General features: G+C 72.8%; 15 protein-coding genes. 6 read left to right on the forward strand and 9 right to left on the reverse strand.

From position 1 onward, the window contains the following. Positions 1–2 precede the first annotated feature (2 nt). Together hutI and hutH are read left to right on the forward strand one after the other, a co-directional pair. Positions 3–1,238: an imidazolonepropionase gene (gene hutI / locus ABZS42_RS17660; RefSeq protein WP_355146468.1), complete on the forward strand. Its 1,236-nt coding sequence runs from the start codon at positions 3–5 to the stop codon at positions 1,236–1,238. Further along, a complete protein-coding gene (gene hutH / locus ABZS42_RS17665; protein ID WP_355146435.1) occupies positions 1,235–2,770 on the forward strand; it encodes a histidine ammonia-lyase in 1,536 nt (511 codons plus the stop codon). Before hutI ends, hutH begins: the two co-directional genes overlap by 4 nt. A gap of 110 nt (positions 2,771–2,880) precedes the next feature. Here the strand turns inward: hutH and rdgB are convergent, their stop codons facing one another. From rdgB to ABZS42_RS17710, 9 genes are all read right to left on the reverse strand, one after another. Further along, complete coding sequence (gene rdgB / locus ABZS42_RS17670) at positions 2,881–3,498, reverse strand: RdgB/HAM1 family non-canonical purine NTP pyrophosphatase (protein WP_355146437.1); 618 nt, start codon at positions 3,496–3,498, stop codon at positions 2,881–2,883. Positions 3,499–3,550: 52 nt separating this feature from the next. After that, positions 3,551–4,276 (reverse strand): ribonuclease PH, encoded by a 726-nt coding sequence (rph, locus tag ABZS42_RS17675; protein ID WP_355146439.1) that lies wholly within the window; start codon positions 4,274–4,276, stop codon positions 3,551–3,553. Positions 4,277–4,406: 130 nt separating this feature from the next. After that, positions 4,407–5,150, reverse strand: a complete 744-nt coding sequence (locus ABZS42_RS17680) for an MBL fold metallo-hydrolase (RefSeq protein WP_355146441.1) — start codon at positions 5,148–5,150, stop codon at positions 4,407–4,409. Between the two features lie 241 nt (positions 5,151–5,391). Continuing rightward, positions 5,392–6,357: a cysteine synthase gene (locus tag ABZS42_RS17685; RefSeq protein WP_355146443.1), complete on the reverse strand. Its 966-nt coding sequence runs from the start codon at positions 6,355–6,357 to the stop codon at positions 5,392–5,394. 10 nt (positions 6,358–6,367) lie between these two features. After that, a complete protein-coding gene (locus ABZS42_RS17690) occupies positions 6,368–6,733 on the reverse strand; it encodes a MoaD family protein (RefSeq protein ID WP_355146445.1) in 366 nt (121 codons plus the stop codon). 66 nt (positions 6,734–6,799) lie between these two features. Continuing rightward, entirely contained in the window at positions 6,800–7,288 is a 489-nt protein-coding gene (locus tag ABZS42_RS17695; protein ID WP_355146446.1) for a M67 family metallopeptidase, read from the reverse strand. A 49-nt stretch (positions 7,289–7,337) separates the two neighbouring features. After that, a complete protein-coding gene (locus tag ABZS42_RS17700) occupies positions 7,338–7,838 on the reverse strand; it encodes a DUF2017 domain-containing protein (protein ID WP_355146470.1) in 501 nt (166 codons plus the stop codon). Positions 7,839–7,899: 61 nt separating this feature from the next. Further along, a complete protein-coding gene (gene clpS / locus ABZS42_RS17705; protein ID WP_355146448.1) occupies positions 7,900–8,190 on the reverse strand; it encodes an ATP-dependent Clp protease adapter ClpS in 291 nt (96 codons plus the stop codon). Positions 8,191–8,338: 148 nt separating this feature from the next. Continuing rightward, positions 8,339–9,895 carry a hypothetical protein gene (locus ABZS42_RS17710; RefSeq protein ID WP_355146450.1) on the reverse strand — a complete coding sequence of 519 codons (1,557 nt, stop codon included), beginning with the start codon at positions 9,893–9,895 and terminating at the stop codon, positions 8,339–8,341. Positions 9,896–10,099: 204 nt separating this feature from the next. Here ABZS42_RS17710 and ABZS42_RS17715 point away from each other — a divergent pair, with 204 nt between their 5' ends. The 4 genes from ABZS42_RS17715 to ABZS42_RS17730 are packed head-to-tail and all read left to right on the forward strand — an operon-like array spanning position 10,100 to position 15,985. Continuing rightward, a complete protein-coding gene (locus ABZS42_RS17715; protein ID WP_355146452.1) occupies positions 10,100–12,778 on the forward strand; it encodes a LuxR C-terminal-related transcriptional regulator in 2,679 nt (892 codons plus the stop codon). A gap of 17 nt (positions 12,779–12,795) precedes the next feature. Further along, positions 12,796–14,082, forward strand: a complete 1,287-nt coding sequence (locus ABZS42_RS17720) for a nicotinate phosphoribosyltransferase (protein WP_355146454.1) — start codon at positions 12,796–12,798, stop codon at positions 14,080–14,082. Positions 14,083–14,125: 43 nt separating this feature from the next. Continuing rightward, positions 14,126–14,707, forward strand: a complete 582-nt coding sequence (locus tag ABZS42_RS17725) for a nicotinamidase (protein WP_355146456.1) — start codon at positions 14,126–14,128, stop codon at positions 14,705–14,707. A gap of 39 nt (positions 14,708–14,746) precedes the next feature. After that, the gene (locus ABZS42_RS17730; RefSeq protein WP_355146458.1) at positions 14,747–15,985 is read left to right on the forward strand and encodes an MFS transporter; all 1,239 of its coding nucleotides are present in this window, start codon (positions 14,747–14,749) and stop codon (positions 15,983–15,985) included. Positions 15,986–16,501: the final 516 nt, after the last annotated feature.

The raw sequence follows: 16,501 nt of genomic DNA on the forward strand, positions 1-16,501 counted from the left end.
GCATGGACCTGTGGCCGACGCGACCGGTGCGTCCGGGCGACCGGGCGCGGCCGACCGTCCGGAGCAGCGGCAGCCTGCTCGTGGACAACATCGGGGAACTGATCACCAACGCTTTCGACGAGGGCGAGGGCGGGCCGCTGGGCATCCACCGCGACGCCGCCCTGCTGGTGGAGGACGGGCTGGTCGCCTGGGTGGGACCGGCCCGGGGTGCCCCGGCCGCCGACCGGCGGATCGACGCCGGGGGCGCCGCGGTGCTGCCCGGTTTCGTCGACAGCCACGCGCACCTGGTCTTCGCCGGGGACCGGGCGGCCGAGTTCGCCGCCCGGATGGCGGGCGAGCCGTACACCGGGGGCGGCATCCGCACCACCGTCGGCGCCACCCGCGCCGCCCCGGACAGCGACCTGCGCGACAACGTACGACGGCTGCGCGACGAGGCGCTGCGGCAGGGCACCACCACCATCGAGATCAAGAGCGGGTACGGCCTCACCGTCGCCGACGAGGCCCGCTCGCTGCGGATCGCCGCCGAGTTCAGCGAGGACACCACGTTCCTCGGTGCGCACGTCGTGCCGGCCGAGTACGCCGACCGCCCCGACGACTACGTGGGAATGGTGTGCGGGCCGATGCTCGCCGCCGCCGCCCCGTACGCGCGTTGGATCGACGTGTTCTGCGAACGGGGCGCCTTCGACGTGGACCATGCCCGCGCGATCCTCGCCTGCGGGCAGGCCGCCGGGCTGGGCGTGCGGGTGCACGCCAACCAGCTCGGCCCCGGCCCGGGTGTGCAGCTCGGTGTCGAGCTGGGCGCGGCCAGTGTGGACCACTGCACCCACCTGAGCGACGCCGACATCGACGCGCTCGCGTCGCACCCCAGCACCGTCGCGACCCTGCTGCCCGGGGCGGAGTTCTCCACCCGCTCGCCCTACCCGCACGCGCGGCGGCTGGTCGACGCGGGCGTGACCGTGGCGCTGGCGACCGACTGCAACCCCGGCTCGTCGTACACCTCGTCGATGCCGTTCTGCATCGCACTCGCCGTACGCGAGATGCGGATGACCCCGGCGGAGGCGGTCTGGTCGGCGACCGCCGGTGGCGCGCTGGCGCTGCGCCGCGACGACGTCGGGGTGCTGCGCCCCGGCGCCCGGGCCGACCTGATCGTCCTCGACGCCCCCACCCACCTGCACCTGGCCTACCGGCCCGGTGTGCCGCTGATCCGCCAGGTCCTGCACAACGGAGTACCACGATGACCGTTTCCATCCAGCCCACCGGCATCACCCCCGCCGACGTCCTCGCCGTGGCACGCGGCGGTGCCAAGGTCGTGCTCGACCCCGCCACGACGGAGGCGATGGCGACCAGCCGGGCGATCGTGGACGGCATCGAGGCCGCCGGCCGGCCCGTCTACGGCGTCTCCACCGGCTTCGGCGCGTTGGCGAACACGTTCGTCGCCCCGGAACGCCGGGCCGAGCTGCAGCACGCGTTGATCCGCTCACACGCCGCCGGCGTGGGTGCGCCCATGCCCCGGGAGGTGGTCCGGGCGATGATGCTGCTGCGGGTCCGCTCGCTCGCGCTGGGCCGCTCCGGGGTCCGGCCGCTGGTCGCCGAGGCGCTGGTGGACCTGCTCAACCACGACATCACCCCGTGGGTGCCGGAGCACGGTTCGCTGGGCGCCTCCGGCGACCTCGCCCCGCTGGCGCACTGCGCGTTGGTGCTACTCGGTGAGGGCTGGGTCCTCGGCCGCGATGGTGAGCGGGTCGACGCGGCGGACGCGCTGCGCCAGGCCGGCCTGGCACCGATCGAGCTGGCCGCCAAGGAGGGGCTGGCGCTGATCAACGGCACCGACGGCATGCTCGGCATGCTGCTGCTGGCCCTGCACGACGCCGCCCACCTGTTCACCATGGCGGACGTGACCGCCGCGCTCGCCATCGAGGCGATGCTCGGCTCGGACCGGCCGTTCCTGCCCGAGCTGCACAGCATCCGCCCGCACCCCGGCCAGACGGCGTCGGCGGCGAACATCCACCGGCTGCTGCAGAACTCGGCGGTGATGGACTCGCACCGGGACGACCTGGCGCACGCGGTTCAGGACGCGTACTCGATGCGCTGCGCACCGCAGGTGGCCGGTGCGGCCCGCGACACGTTGGACTTCGCCCGTACGGTGGCCGACCGTGAGCTGATCTCGGTGGTGGACAACCCGGTGGTGCTGCCGGACGGCCGGGTCGAGTCGACCGGGAACTTCCACGGCGCTCCGCTCGGCTTCGCCGCCGACTTCCTGGCCATCGCCGCCGTCGAGGTCGGGGCGATCTCCGAGCGGCGGGTCGACCGGCTGCTGGACGTCACCCGATCCCGGGACCTGCCGGCGTTCCTCTCCCCCGACGCCGGGGTGAACTCCGGCCTGATGATCGCCCAGTACACGGCGGCCGGGATCGTCGCGGAGAACCGCCGGCTCGCCGCACCCGCCTCGGTGGACTCGCTGCCCACCAGCGGCATGCAGGAGGACCACGTCTCGATGGGCTGGGCGGCGGCCAAGAAGCTGCGTACGGTCCTGGACAACCTGACCAGCGTGCTCGCGGTCGAGCTGCTGGCCGCGGTGCGGGGCCTGCAGCTGCGCGCCCCGCTCACCCCGTCGCCGGCCGGGCGGGCCGCGGTCGAGGCGCTCGGAGGGATCGCCGGTGAGCCGGGTCCGGACGTGTTCCTCGCCCCGCTCATGGAGGCCGCGCGCGAGGTGCTCCGCGGCCCCGACCTGCGCGCCGCGATCGAACGCGACCTCGGCCCCCTGGCCTGACCGCCCGCCCCGACACAACGCCTCTCGCACGAAAAAAGCGTGGCCATCCCGCATCGGATGGCCACGCTTTTTCCGTGCACTGGTGCCTGCAAAGGGGAGGCGGCAGAAGGTCAGGGGGTGGGTTGGAACAGCTTCGCGACCAGCTTCGCCAACTCGCGCAGCGCCTTGCCGCGATGGCTGATCGCGTCCTTCTCCTCGGGCGTCAGCTCGGCGTTGGTCCGGGTCTGCCCGTCGCCCAGGAAGATCGGGTCGTAGCCGAAGCCTCCGTCGCCACGCGGGGCGCGCAGCAACCGGCCCGACTGCCGACCGTCGACCAGGTGCTCCTTGCCGCCCGGCAGCACCAGGGCGACGGCGCAGACGAACGAGGCGGAGCGGTGCTCGTCCGGCAGGTCGGTGATCTGGTCGAGCAGCAGCTGGAGGTTCGCCTGGTCGTCGCCGTGCCGTCCGGACCAGCGGGCGCTGAAGACACCGGGCATCCCGCCCATCGCGTCGACGGCCAGTCCGGAGTCGTCGGCAACGGTGGGCAGGCCGGTACGCCGGAACCCCTCCCGCGCCTTGATCAGAGCGTTCTCACCGAAGGTCAGACCCGTCTCCGGCAGCTCCGGGTACTCCTCGACGTCGTCGAGGCCCAGCAGAGCGACCCGGTGTGCGCCCAGCGAACCGTCGAGAATCCGCTGCAGCTCCACCAGCTTCTTACGGTTACGGGTGGCCAGCAGGATCTTGTTCACAGCATTCCGCCTTTGTTCGCGACTGCGGGGCTCGCGAGCTCACTCCTCGCGCTCATGAGAGAGCCTTCCGCTGGACCTCGGCCAGTTCCGCGCAGCCCGCCACCCCGAGGTCGAGCAGGGCGTCGAGCTGACTCCGGGGAAACACGCCCGCCTCCCCGGTGCCCTGCACCTCGACGAAGTCGCCGGCGCCGGTGCAGACCACGTTCATGTCGACCTCGGCGGCCACGTCCTCGGCGTAGCAGAGGTCGAGGCGTGCCTCGCCGCCGATGACGCCGACGCTGACCGCGGCCACCGACCGGTGCATCACCGTCTCCGGCTTGCCGACCAGCGCCTTGCGGTCGGCGAGCCAGCGGACCGCGTCGTACAACGCCACGTACGCGCCGGTGATGGCCGCCGTCCGGGTGCCGCCGTCGGCCTGGAGCACGTCGCAGTCGAGCACGATCGAGTTCTCGCCGAGCGCCTTCAGGTCGACGCTGGCGCGCAGGCTCCGGCCGATCAGCCGGGAGATCTCATGCGTACGCCCGCCGATCTTCCCTCGGACGCTCTCCCGGTCGGATCGGGTGTTGGTGGCTCGAGGCAGCATCGCGTACTCGGCGGTGACCCAGCCGAGGCCGGAGCCTTTCCGCCAGCGGGGCACCCCCTCGGTCACGCTCGCCGTGCAGAGCACTCGGGTCGCACCGAACTCGACGAGCACGGAGCCCTCCGGATGAGTGCTCCACCCCCGGGTCAGCGTCACCGGTCGGAGTTGGTCGGGCCGTCGCCCGTCGGGTCGTGCCATGCCTGCACCCTATGCGGTTCGCTGATCCGGCCGCGCCGCGGTGTCCCCGACCCGCCTGGCCGCAGCACGGGCCATCCGCGGTGACCACCTCCGGCGACCACTGCGGCGAGAGCGGTTGGTGCCCGGCGGGTCAGATCTCGTAACTCGCGCCCGGACGGACCACGTCGAGCGGTCCGGTGTACGCGGCGGCGGCCGACTCGACGGTGTGCGCCTCACTGCCCCAGGCGGCCACCAGGTGCGTGAGCAGCAACCTGCCGACGCCCGCCTTGGTCGCCGCCTCGCCGGCCTCCCGGCCGGTCAGGTGCAGGTCCGGCGGGTTCTCCACGCCGTCGAGGTAGCTCGCCTCGCAGAGGAACACGTCGGCGTCCTGGGCCAGGCGCAGCAGCGCATCGCACGGGGCCGTGTCGGACGAGTAGCAGAGCACCCGGCCTTCGTGTTCGAGCCGCACCCCGTACGTCTCGACGGGGTGGTTGACCCGGTCGACGGTGACGGTGAACGGGCCGATCGGGAAGGTGCCGGGTTGCAGGCCGTAGAACTGGTAGACGTCGTCCATGGTGCGCTCGTCGCCGTACGCGGCCATCAGCCGGTCGGGGGCGCCGGAGGGCGCGTACACCGGCAGGGGCGGGTACGGGCCGTCGGGGGCGTAGCGGCGGACGACCACGTAGGTCACGGCGTCGAGGACGTGGTCGCAGTGCAGGTGGGTGAGGAGGATCGCGTCGGGGGCGTGCAGGCCCGCGTAGCGCTGAAGGGTGGAGAGCGAACCGGAGCCGAAGTCGATCAGCAGTCTGAACCCGTCGGCCTCTACGAGGTAGGCGGAGCACGGCGACTCCGGTCCGGGGAAACTTCCCGCGCAGCCCAGGACGGTCAGTCGCATCGAGTCGTCTCGCTGTCACGTTGCGTAGTCGCCACGCCGGTCGTCGCTCGGCTCATGATCTCGACCGACGCGTACGCCACGCAGCGCAGCCTACGCTGGCACGCGCGGACGCAAGAATCATCCGTTGAAAGTTGTCGTCAAGGTGACACCCGCCGCGGGGACGACCGGCATCGCGTGACCGAATTCGAACATCATCGCGACACCGGCCGTCGCGCTACGTAAGGGCGCGGCACCTGCCAGGTCAGGCCCAGAGCTGCCCCTCCAGGGCCTCTTCGGCGTCGGCCAACGTGCCGCCGTAGGCCCCGGTGGAGAGGTACTTCCAGCCGCCGTCGGCGACCACGAACGCCACGTCGGCCCGGTGGCCCGCCCGCACCGCCTCGTGGGCGACCGCGAGGGCGGCGTGCAGGATCGCGCCGGTGGAGAACCCCGCGAAGATGCCCTCCACCTCGACGAGCTGCCGGGTACGCAGTACCGCGTCCCGGGTACCGACGGAGAACCGCCGGGACAGCACCGTCGCGTCGTAGAGCTCCGGGACGTACCCCTCGTCGATGTTGCGCAGACCGTAGACCAGCTCGCCGTAGCGCGGCTCGGCCGCGACGACCTGGATTCCCTCGACCTTCTCCCGCAGGTAGCGCCCCGTGCCCATGAGCGTGCCCGTGGTGCCCAGGCCGGCCACGAAGTGGGTGATGGTCGGCAGGTCGCGCAGCAGCTCCGGCCCGGTCGTCTCGTAGTGCGCCCGGGCGTTCGCCTCGTTGCCGTACTGGTAGAGCATCACCCAGTCGGGGTGCTCGGCGGCGATCTGCTTCGCGGTGGCGACCGCCTGGTTAGACCCGCCGGCCGCCGGCGAGAAGATGATCTCCGCGCCGTACATCCGGAGCAGCTGGACCCGCTCGGTCGACACGTTCTCCGGCATCACGCAGACCAGGCGGTAGCCGCGCAGCTTCGCGACCATGGCCAGCGAGATCCCGGTGTTGCCGCTGGTCGGCTCGAGAATGGTGTCACCCGGCCGGAGCTGACCGGCCTCCTCGGCCGCGCGCACCATGAACAGTGCCGCCCGGTCCTTGACGCTGCCCGTCGGGTTCCGGTCCTCCAGCTTCGCCCAGAGCCGCACCGGCGGTGCCCCCTCGGGCACCGTCGGGGAGAGCCGGGGCAGCCCTACCAGGGGTGTACCGCCGCAGGCGTCGAGCAGACTTTCGTACCGCGCCATGGCGGCCGCCTCAGCGTTCGACGGCGAAGGCGCGCCGGTCGGGCTCCACGGTGGCCGCCAGCTTCTGGTTGCCGATGGCCGCGGCCGCGGCGAAGCCGAACGCGCCGCCGGCGACCGCCGGCAGGATGGTGACGCTGTCACCATCGCTGAGCTTGGCGTCCAGCGCGCCGAGGAAGCGGACGTCCTCGTCGTTGACGTAGACGTTGACGAAGCGGTGCAGGGCGCCGGCCTCGGTGACCAGGCGGGCCCGCAGGCCGCCGTGCCGCGAGTCCAGGTCGGTGAGCAGGTCGGCCAGGGTGTCGCCGGCGCCTTCGACGACCTTCGCGCCGCCGGTGTAGCTGCGCAGGATGGTGGGGATGCGAACCTCGATGGCCATGATGTCGTGCTCCTTCTCGGGTGTGCCTCGGTGACGGGACGTGGGTCGGGTGCTACGGCGTCTCGTTCAGCTGCCGGAACACTCGTAGTCGACCGCCGTCGGGCTCTGCCCGAACTTGTAGGACTGCACGGCGTGCGGGTCCACCGCAGCGTTCACGACCCGGACCGGCTCCTCGGTCACCACACCGTCCACGATCCGGAAGGAACGGATCTCCTCGCCGTCGGCGTCGCGGGTGGAGACGAGCAGGTAGTGCGCGCCCGGTTCACCGGCGAAGGAGACGTCCGTGCGGGACGGGTAGGCCTCGGTCGCGGTGTGCGAGTGGTAGATGACCACGGGCTCCTCGTCCCGCTCGTCCATCTCACGCCAGACCCGCAACTGCTCCATCGAGTCGAACTCGTAGAAGGTCATGGAGCGGGCGGCGTTGTCCATGGGGATGAGCCGGGTCGGGGTGTCGCTGCCGACGGGACCGGCGACGACGCCGCACGCCTCGTCCGGGTGGTCCCGACGCGCGTGCGCCACGATCGCGTCGATGATCGACCGGTCGATGCTCAGCACGCCGACCAGCCTAACGCCTGGCCAGCGCGGGCCGCGAGCGTGGCCGCCGTCACGCTGCGTCGATCAAGGCGTTGAGCAGGGATTCCTGGAGATAGCCGAGATACGCGTAGACCGACAGTTGGAACACCCGGCTGGAGGTCGGGTCCTCGGCGACCGCCTCGTCCAACTCTTCGCCGAGGTCGGTACCGTCCTTGATCTCCAACCGGACGCCCATCGCCAGCCGCGCGTCGTTCAACGCGCGGAGCCACGCCTCGGCCGCCTCGGCGTCCAACCGCACCTCGCCGCCGGACTCACCCGGCAACGCCGCAAGGATGGCGCCGGCCTGGTCGATCTTCGCGGTCTTGAGGTCGCCCTCCGTGTACCGGCGGAACTCGGCCGTGCTCCTGCGATCGTCCGGGTAGGCGTCGGGGAAGAGCCGGCCCACCACCGGGTCGGAGTGGTCGAAGCCGTCGGTGAGCAGTCCGACCACCTCGGAGGCGACCTTGCGCAGCACCCGTACCTCGTCGGAGGCGAACGTGGCGACGTAGCGGCCGCTCTGGCGGCGGAACATACTCAAGACGCCATCCCTGTTCGCGACTGCGGAGCCCGCAGCACCGGCTCGATCCTCGCGCTCACGAGCGGTCCACCGTCGCCCAGAGCCCGTACGCGTGCAGCTGCGACGCGTCATGCTCCATCCGCTCCCGGGCGCCGGAGGAGACGACGGCGCGCCCCTTGTGGTGCACGTCCAGCATCAACCTCTCGGCCTTCTCCCGGCTGTAGCCGAAGAGCTTCTGGAAGACCCAGGTCACGTACGTCATGAGATTGACCGGGTCGTCCCACACGATCGTCACCCATGGCCGGTCGGAAGCCGGCACCTCTTCGGTGGCCGGCGTCTCGACCGGTGCAACCTGCGGAGCCGCCATGCCCCCCATCGTGCCACCGGTTTCCGGGAACCGAGGAACCGGAACGCCGGACCGGCCCGGATCGCCCTCCAGCGGCACGCCCGACCCGTCGGCGCCGCGCCCGAGGGGTGGGCGGGCGGGCCCGACGGGCCGGGTGTCGGAGCCGCCGTCAGGCGAGCAGGATGCCGTGGTCGACCGCATCGGAAAGCACCGCACCCAGAGCGACACGGACGACCTCGAACCGGCGGGAGACGTCCCGGGCCAGCTCCAGCTCGACTTCCCGCAGCGCCCGCTGGGCCCATGCCCGCGCCTCGTTGGCGTCATTGTTGCCGGGGCTGCGCCAGTGCTGCCAGCAGCCGCCGGAGAGGGCGACGGCGACCGGTGGGAGGATCTCGGTCCGCGCGGCACCGGGATAGCCGGCGAGGGCGTCGATCGCCCCGTCACCGGCCAGACCGGCCACGCCGGCGGTGCTCGTGACGAGCAACACCCGGTCGAGTTCGCGGGCCTGCCGGTCTTCGGCGAGACCGAAGCGGATCGCTTTGACGACCCGCTGGCGTACCCCGTCGGGCAGCGGCGCCCCGAGGACCCGGGCGAGGGATTCGTCGAGGAGGCCGCCCACCGCCCGGTCGCACTGGGCGGTGGCCAGCAGCGAGAGCGCCTCCGTCTCGCGGTCGAGCAGCTGCGGCAGCCCGGCGCAGCCGACCCCGAAGACGATCTCCTGGACCACCCGCAAGTGAATGTTGGCCAGTTCGAGTGCGAGGTACTGACGGATCCGCTGGGCGCAGGAGCGGCTCTGCCGGTCCAGCTGCTCGGACCAGTCGCCCGGGTCGGTCACCACGTTCACCCGAACGTGCTCGCCCGGCAGCATGGGCGGATCGGAGCTGGCGCGGCGCAACCCTTCGTCGACCGCCCAGCCGACCAGTGCCCGGCGCAGGTCCGCCGCGGCGGCGCCGTGCAGCGCGAACCAGCGCGCCTCGACGAGGCCGGGCACGGCGGAGAGCAGCGCGGCACGGTGTGCTTCCACCGTGACGGCAACGGGGTCGACCGTGGGGCCGGGCGAGGGGGACCCGGCCCGGTACGACGGGACGGACGCCCCCGCGTCCTCCGTCGCCGCCGCGCTGTCGGACCCGGACCAACCGGTCGAGCCCGGAGTGACCACGAAGAAGACCGGCACCTTGGCCCGGGCGACCTCCGCCAGCAGGTCGAGTTCCGCGGCGGTGCACACCTGGTCGGCGGCGACCACGAAGAGCAGCGCTCCGGCCCGGCCGGCCGCGTCCAGCAGCACCGGCACACCGGCGGCGCCGAGCGTGCCGGTGTCGGCCGTGTCGACCAGGCTGAAGTGGCGCAGCAGCGGGTCGGGCAGGTGCAGCTCGACCCGACGCGGCGGGCGCGCCAACGCGGGGCCGTTGGCCGTGCGGTCCGCGCCGTAGGTGTGCGGCTGGCGGTAGCCCGGCACGTACGCCGCCCGGGTCGCCGTGGTGCCGTGGCGCATCACCAGCCAGCTGCCGTCGGGCACGCTGAGCAGTGCCGGGTCGAGATCGAGCAGGGTGGCGAGCACGGCACGGCGGCCGGCTCCAGCGGGTCCCACGGCCAGCACCCCGAGCGGTTCGTCCGAGCCGGGCGTGGCCACCCCGACCCGGGTGGGCAGCGGCGCACACCGAGGCACGTCGCGCGGCCCGGGCAGGTCGCCGGGCACGTCGACAGCGGGGCGAGGACCCGGCTTCATCAGGGCGGCGACCTCCCGTGGCGGGCGGACCGGCAGCAGCCGGCCGCGTGGAAACTCCGGTGAATCGATCCGGATGCCGGAAGACTACGAGCGACCCGCGCCTCCGGCGGAACAGTTCGGATACTCACCGGTAATCACGAGATTACTCAACTTCGCTGCGTGACGCTCTGCCTCCAGACCGATTGCGATGGATATGCTGCTGGGATGAGTCGGTGGAGTTTCGTCGGCCGAACGGATGAGCTCGACCGTCTTCTGTCGGCAGTGACCAGCACGGAGGGGCGGGGACTCTTCTACAGCGGCAGCGCGGGCATCGGGAAGAGCCGGCTACTGCGCGAGGGCATCTCGGCGCTGCCCAACGACCGCTACGCCATCTGGTCGATCGCGGCCAGCGCCACCACCGCGAGCCTCCCCTTCGGCGGCCTGGTCCAGGTGCTGCCCGCCGAACAACCGCAGGGCCTGTCCCCCGCCGGCATCCTGCGCTGGGCGCTGGACGTGCTCCAGCAGCAGGCCGCCGGACGTCGCATCGTGCTCGCCATCGACGACGCCCACCTGCTCGACCAGCCGTCGGCCGCGCTGGTGCACCTCGTCGCCCGCGCCGACAACGCCACCGTCATCGGCACACTGCGCGACGGCGAGCAGATCCCGCTGCCGATCCGAGCACTGTGGACGGACGACCTGGTCGACAAGGCCGAGCTCAGTCCGATGGCTCCGGCGGAGACCGCGGGTCTGCTCGCCGAGATCCTGGGCGGCCCGGTCGACGCCGGCTCCGCCGACCGGCTCGGCCGGCTCTCCGCCGGCAACCCGCTGCTGCTCCGCGAGCTGGTGCACGCCGCCGCGGGCAGCGAGGAACTGACCCGCACGTACGGGATCTGGAAGTGGACCGGCCGGCTCGAGCTGGCCCCGAACCTGACCGACCTGATCGACACCCGGATCGGCCAGCTCACCCCCGCCGTCCGGGCGGTCGTGGAGCTGGTCGCGTTCGGCGAGCCACTCGGCCTGCAACTGCTCAACCAGGCCGTCGACCAGCAGGACGTGGAGATCGCCGAGGAGCGGGGCCTGATCAGCGTCATCCAGCACGACCGGCGCACCAACGTCCGGCTGGCGCACCCGCTCTACGGCGAGATCCTGCGCCGCCGCTGTCCGGTCAGCCGTACCCGCCGATTGCAGGCCGACCTCGCCGAACTGTTGGAGCGGGTGGGTAAGCGGCGCCGGGACGACCTGCTCCGGGTGGCGGTCTGGCGGCTCGACTCCGGCACCGCCCAGGACGCTGCGCTGCTGCTCGATGCGGCCGGCCAGGCGTTCAGCCGGTACGACGTACCACTGGCGACGCGGCTGGCCCGCGCGGCGCTCGACGCCGGCGGCGGGTTCGACGCCGCCGAACTGCTCGCCACCATCCTCATGTTCGCCGACCGGCCGGATGAGGCGATCGGCGTGCTCGACGCCGTCTCCCCCGACCCGGCCGAGCGCCATCGGTTCGCCCGCTGGCTCACCGTGCGTGGGATGGTGACCTACTGGGGGCTCAGCCACGAGTCCACGGTGGAGGAGATCGCGGCGCGGGCGGAGAGCCTCACCGACTCGGCCGACCAGGCCCGGGTGCGTGCGTTCGAAGCGATCATGCGACTGCACCGTCTCGACACCGCCACCGCCCTGCGGCTCAGCCAGAACGTGCTGGACCGTCCCGCGGCCAGCATCGCCGCCCGCGAGCTGGCCCGGTCCACCATCGCCTACCTACAGGCCGCACAGGGGCAGCTGCGCCGCAGCGGCACGGCCATCGCCCAGGTGCACTCCGAGGCGGCCCGCTGGCGCGCCGACATGCCGTACCTGCAACTCGCCCTGGAGCTGGCCCGGGGCACCCGCCTCACGCTCGCCGGCGACCTGGCCGGGATCGACGCGATCGTGGCCGACGAGTTCGCCGACCTCGCCGGGGCCGGCGACTTCCGGCTCGGCACCGGCTACCTCGCGATCCTCCAGGCGTACGCGGCGCGGCTGCGCGGTCAGAGCGACGCGGCGCTGCGGACCAGCCTCGGCGCCTGCGCGGTGCTGGCCACCAGCCGGGTGTACGCCGGCCTGGCGCAGGCCGAGCGCGCCCAGGCGGCCGCCCTGCGCGGCGACGCGACCCAGGCCGCCGAGGCGATGGCCGAGGCGGACCGCACCCAGGCGCCCGGCATGGCGGTGCTCTACCCGTGGCTGGAGCAGGCGCGCGGGGCGGCGCTGGCCGCGGCCGGCGACCTGCCCGGGGCGGTGAAGCAGCTGACCGACCTGGTAGACCGGCTGCGCGCGGACGGCTTCGCCGGTCACGAGATCCACGTCCTGTACGACCTGGTCCGGCTGGACCAGGCCGGCGCGCCGGTCGGTCCCACCTGCTCCGACGGCAGTCGTCGCACGGTCGCGCAGCGCCTCAGCGAACTCTCCGAGCGCGTCGACGGTGACCTGCCGCCGCTGCTGGCCCGGCACGCCCACGCCGCGGTCTCCGGTTCCCCCGCCGAACTGCTCGCGGTCGCCGACGCCCTCGCGGCGCGCGAGCTGAACGTCTTCGCCGCCGAGGCGACCGCCGCCGTCCTGCACCGGCTGCGTCGGGAGCGGCCCGCCGCCGCCGGCGAGGCCCGGGAACGCCTCGCCGCGCTGCTGAACCGCTGCGACGTCGTCCACACCCCGGCGTTGCGCGCCGGCACACCGACGCTTACCGACCGGGAGTGGGAGGTGGCCCGTCTCGCCACCCACGGGGCGACCAGCAAGGCCATCGCCGAGAAGCTCTACCTCTCCGCCCGGACCGTGGAGAACCACCTCCAGCGCGTCTACGCCAAGCTCGGTGTGACCAGCCGGGCCGAGCTGCACGCGGCGTTGCGGGCGATCCCGGGGCACGAGGGCGGCGACGCCGACTGAACTCTTAGGCTGGGTCCGTGAGCACCCTTCGCCCCGCCCTGCTGACCGACCACTACGAGCTGACCATGGTCAGCGCGGCGCTGCGCGACGGCACCGCCGACCGCCGCTGCGTCTTCGAGGTCTTCAGCCGCCGCCTGCCGGCCGGACGCCGCTACGGCGTGGTCGCCGGCACCGGGCGCCTCATCGAGCTGATCCGCGAGTTCCGGTTCGACGAGGCCGAGGTGGACTTCCTGCTACGCACCGGCGTGGTCGACGAGCAGGCCGCGGCCTGGCTGCGGGACTACCGCTTCACCGGCGACATCGACGGGTACGCCGAGGGGGAGCTCTTCTTCCCCAACTCCCCGATCCTCACCGTCTCCGGCGGCTTCGCCGAGTGCGTGGTGCTGGAGACGCTCGTGCTCTCGGTGCTCAACCACGACAGCGCGATAGCGGCCGCCGCCGCCCGGATGGTGACCGCGGCTCGTGGCCGTACCCTCATCGAGATGGGCGCCCGGCGGGCGCACGAGGGGGCCGCGGTGGCCGCCGCCCGGGCCGCGTACCTGGCCGGCTTCAGCTTCACCTCGAACCTGGAGGCGGGCCGGCGCTACGGCATCCCCACCGCCGGCACCGCCGCGCATGCGTTCACCCTGCTGCACGACGACGAGCGGGCCGCGTTCGCCTCGCAGGTCGCCACGCTGGGGAAGAGCACGACGCTGCTCGTCGACACGTACGACATCAGCCAGGGCATCCGCAACGCCATCGCGGTGGCCGGACCGGACCTGCGGGCGGTCCGGATCGACTCCGGCGACCTCGCGGTGATCGCCCAGCAGTCCCGGGCGCTGCTCGACTCGCTCGGCGCCACCGAAACGAAGATCATCGTGTCGGGTGACCTGGACGAGTACGCGATCGCCTCGCTCGCCGCCGAGCCGGTCGACATGTACGGGGCCGGCACGGCCGTCGTCACCGGCTCCGGCGCGCCGACCGTCGGACTGGTCTACAAGCTGGTCGAGGTCGAGGGACGACCGGTGGTGAAACGCTCGGAGCACAAGGCCACCATCGGCGGCCGGAAGATCGCGGTGCGGCGGCACAAACCGACCGGTACGGCCACCGAAGAGGTGATCGTCCCGCAGGGGGTGCCCGAGCGGCAGCCCAACGACCGGCTGCTCCAGCGCCAGTTCGTGATCGGCGGCGAGCCGACCGAGCTGCCCACCCTGGCGGAGTCGCGTGAACACCTGCGGGAATGCCTGATCTCCATCCCCTGGGAGGGGCTCAAGCTCTCCGGCGGCGACCCGGCCATCCCGGTCAACGTCGTACCGGCGGAGTAGACATGGCCCCGCGGAGGGCCGCGGTCGTCTGGAGGGAGCCCCGGTGAGCAACGCGCTGATCATCGTCGACGTGCAGAACGACTTCTGCGAAGGCGGCTCGCTGGCCGTGAACGGCGGTGCGGACGTGGCGGCCGGCGTCACCCGGCTGCTCGCCGCCGCCCCGGGCCGGTGGGAACACGTGGTGGCGACGAAGGACTACCACGTCGACCCGGGGGCGCACTTCGGAAATCCCCCCGACTTCGTCGACACCTGGCCTCGGCACTGCGTGGTCGGCACCCCCGGTTCGGAGTTCCATCCGGCGCTGGAGACCGACCGGATCGAGGAGATCTTCCACAAGGGGGAGCACGCGGCCGCGTACTCCGGTTTCGAGGGGCACGCCGCGGACGGCGAGTGCCTGGCCGACTGGCTGCGCCGGCACGGCGTGGACTCGGTGGAGCTGGTCGGTATCGCCACCGACCACTGCGTACGGGCCACCGCGCTGGACGCCGCCCGGGAGGGCTTCACCACCACCGTGCTGCTGGACCTCACGGCGGCCGTCGCCCCGGCCACCACCGACGTGGCGCTGCGGTCCATGAACGGCGCCGGGGTCACGCTACGCGGGGAACCTGTGATCAGGAACGCATGACCAGGTAATCGGTTGGCGACCGCCGTATCTCCGGCGAGGATGACGCCGGAGGTACGGACCGTCGTGAATTTGAAGCCTTACCGGGAGGCGCTCGCCCTGCCCGGTCTCCGGTCGTTGCTGCTCGTGGCGGTACTGGCCCGCATCCCGCTCACCGCGACCGGAGTGACGCTCACCTTCTACGTCCTCCAGGACCTCGGCCGAGGCTACGGGGCGGCCGGGCTGGTCGGTGCCGCGGTCACGGTCGGTGGGGCGATCGGCGGTCCACTGCTCGGCCGGCTGATCGACCGCCGGGGGCTGCGGCCGGTGCTCGTACTCACCGGGATCGTCGAGGCCGTCTTCTGGTCCACCGCGCCCTCGCTGCCCTACCCACTGCTGCTTCCGGCCGCCTTCATCGCCGGCTCGCTCGCCCTGCCGATCTTCTCGGTGGTGCGGCAGTCCGTCGCCGCGCTGGTGCCCGAGGAACGCCGCAGGCCCGCGTACGCCCTCGACTCGATGTCGGTGGAGCTGTCGTTCATGGTCGGACCGGCGCTGGCGGTGGCCCTGGCCACGACGATCACGGCACGACACACCCTGTACCTCGTCGGAGCCGGCATCGTCGCCGCCGGGGTGGCGTTCTGGCTGCTCAACCCGCCCACCGCCGACGGCCTCGAGGAACCCGGTACGCCCCGACGGCAGGTACCCCGACGCGAGTGGGTGACCACCAGGCTGCTGGCCGTACTCGCGGTCAGCCTCGCCGCGACCCTGGTGCTCGGCGGCACCGACGTGGCGGTGGTCGCCGTACTGCGGGAGAGCGGCGAGGTCGGCTGGACCGGCCTCGTCCTCGCCATGTGGGCGGTCGCGTCACTGGTCGGCGGTTTCGCGTACGGTGCGACGCACCGGGCAATCTCGCCGCTGGCGCTGATGGCCGCGCTCAGCCTGTGCACCATCCCGGTCGGGCTCGGCGGATCACACTGGTGGCTGCTCTCCCTGGCGATGATTCCGGCCGGTGCGCTCTGCGCCCCCACCCTCGCGGCGACCGCCGACGCGGTCAGCCGGCTCGCGCCCGCCGAGGTACGCGGCGAGGCGATGGGCGTGCACGGCTCCGCCGTCACCGTCGGACTCGCCGTCGGCGCTCCGCTCGCCGGCGCGGTGATCGACGCTCGGGCACCCTGGTGGGGCTTCGCCGTCACCGGCGTGATCGGAGCGTTGGTGGCGCTCGCGGTGCTTCCGATCGAGCTGCGCCGCCGCCGTGCCGATGCGGTCCGCTCCGAGCCGGAGTACGCCTCCGCCATCCACTGAGGCTCACCGCCCGACCCCGGCACAGCCGTCGGTTGACCGACCCGTGCGCTGACCTACCCGCAGTTGACCGACCCATGCGCTGACCGACCCGTGCGCTGACCGACCCGTGCGCTGACCGACCCGCAGCTGACCGACGCGCCGTTGATCGACCCGCAGCTGACCGACGCGCCGTTGATCGACTCGCCTTCAGGGAAGTCGGGCTGTCCCAGTGGCGAGAAAGCCCCGACTTCCTTGAAGGCGAGTCGATCAAGCGTGTCCGGGCCGAACGAGGACCCATCCTGACCGGACCCAGAGGACAAACCGGACCCGGTTGAGGCGCACCGGCCTGGGCCGAGCCCAACCGCACCGCAGCGCGCCGCCAGACCGGGCCGCACCGGACCGGACCCGGGCCGGACCGCCCCGGACCGCCCCGGACCGGACCGGACCGCACCGGGCCGGGCCGCACCGAACCGGACCAGGCCCCGCCAGGCCGCACCACGCCGCGCCGGACCACGCCGGACCCCACCGGGCCGGGCC

Source organism: Micromonospora sp. NPDC005367, from assembly GCF_040606825.1.
Taxonomy (GTDB): Bacteria; Actinomycetota; Actinomycetes; order Mycobacteriales; family Micromonosporaceae; genus Micromonospora.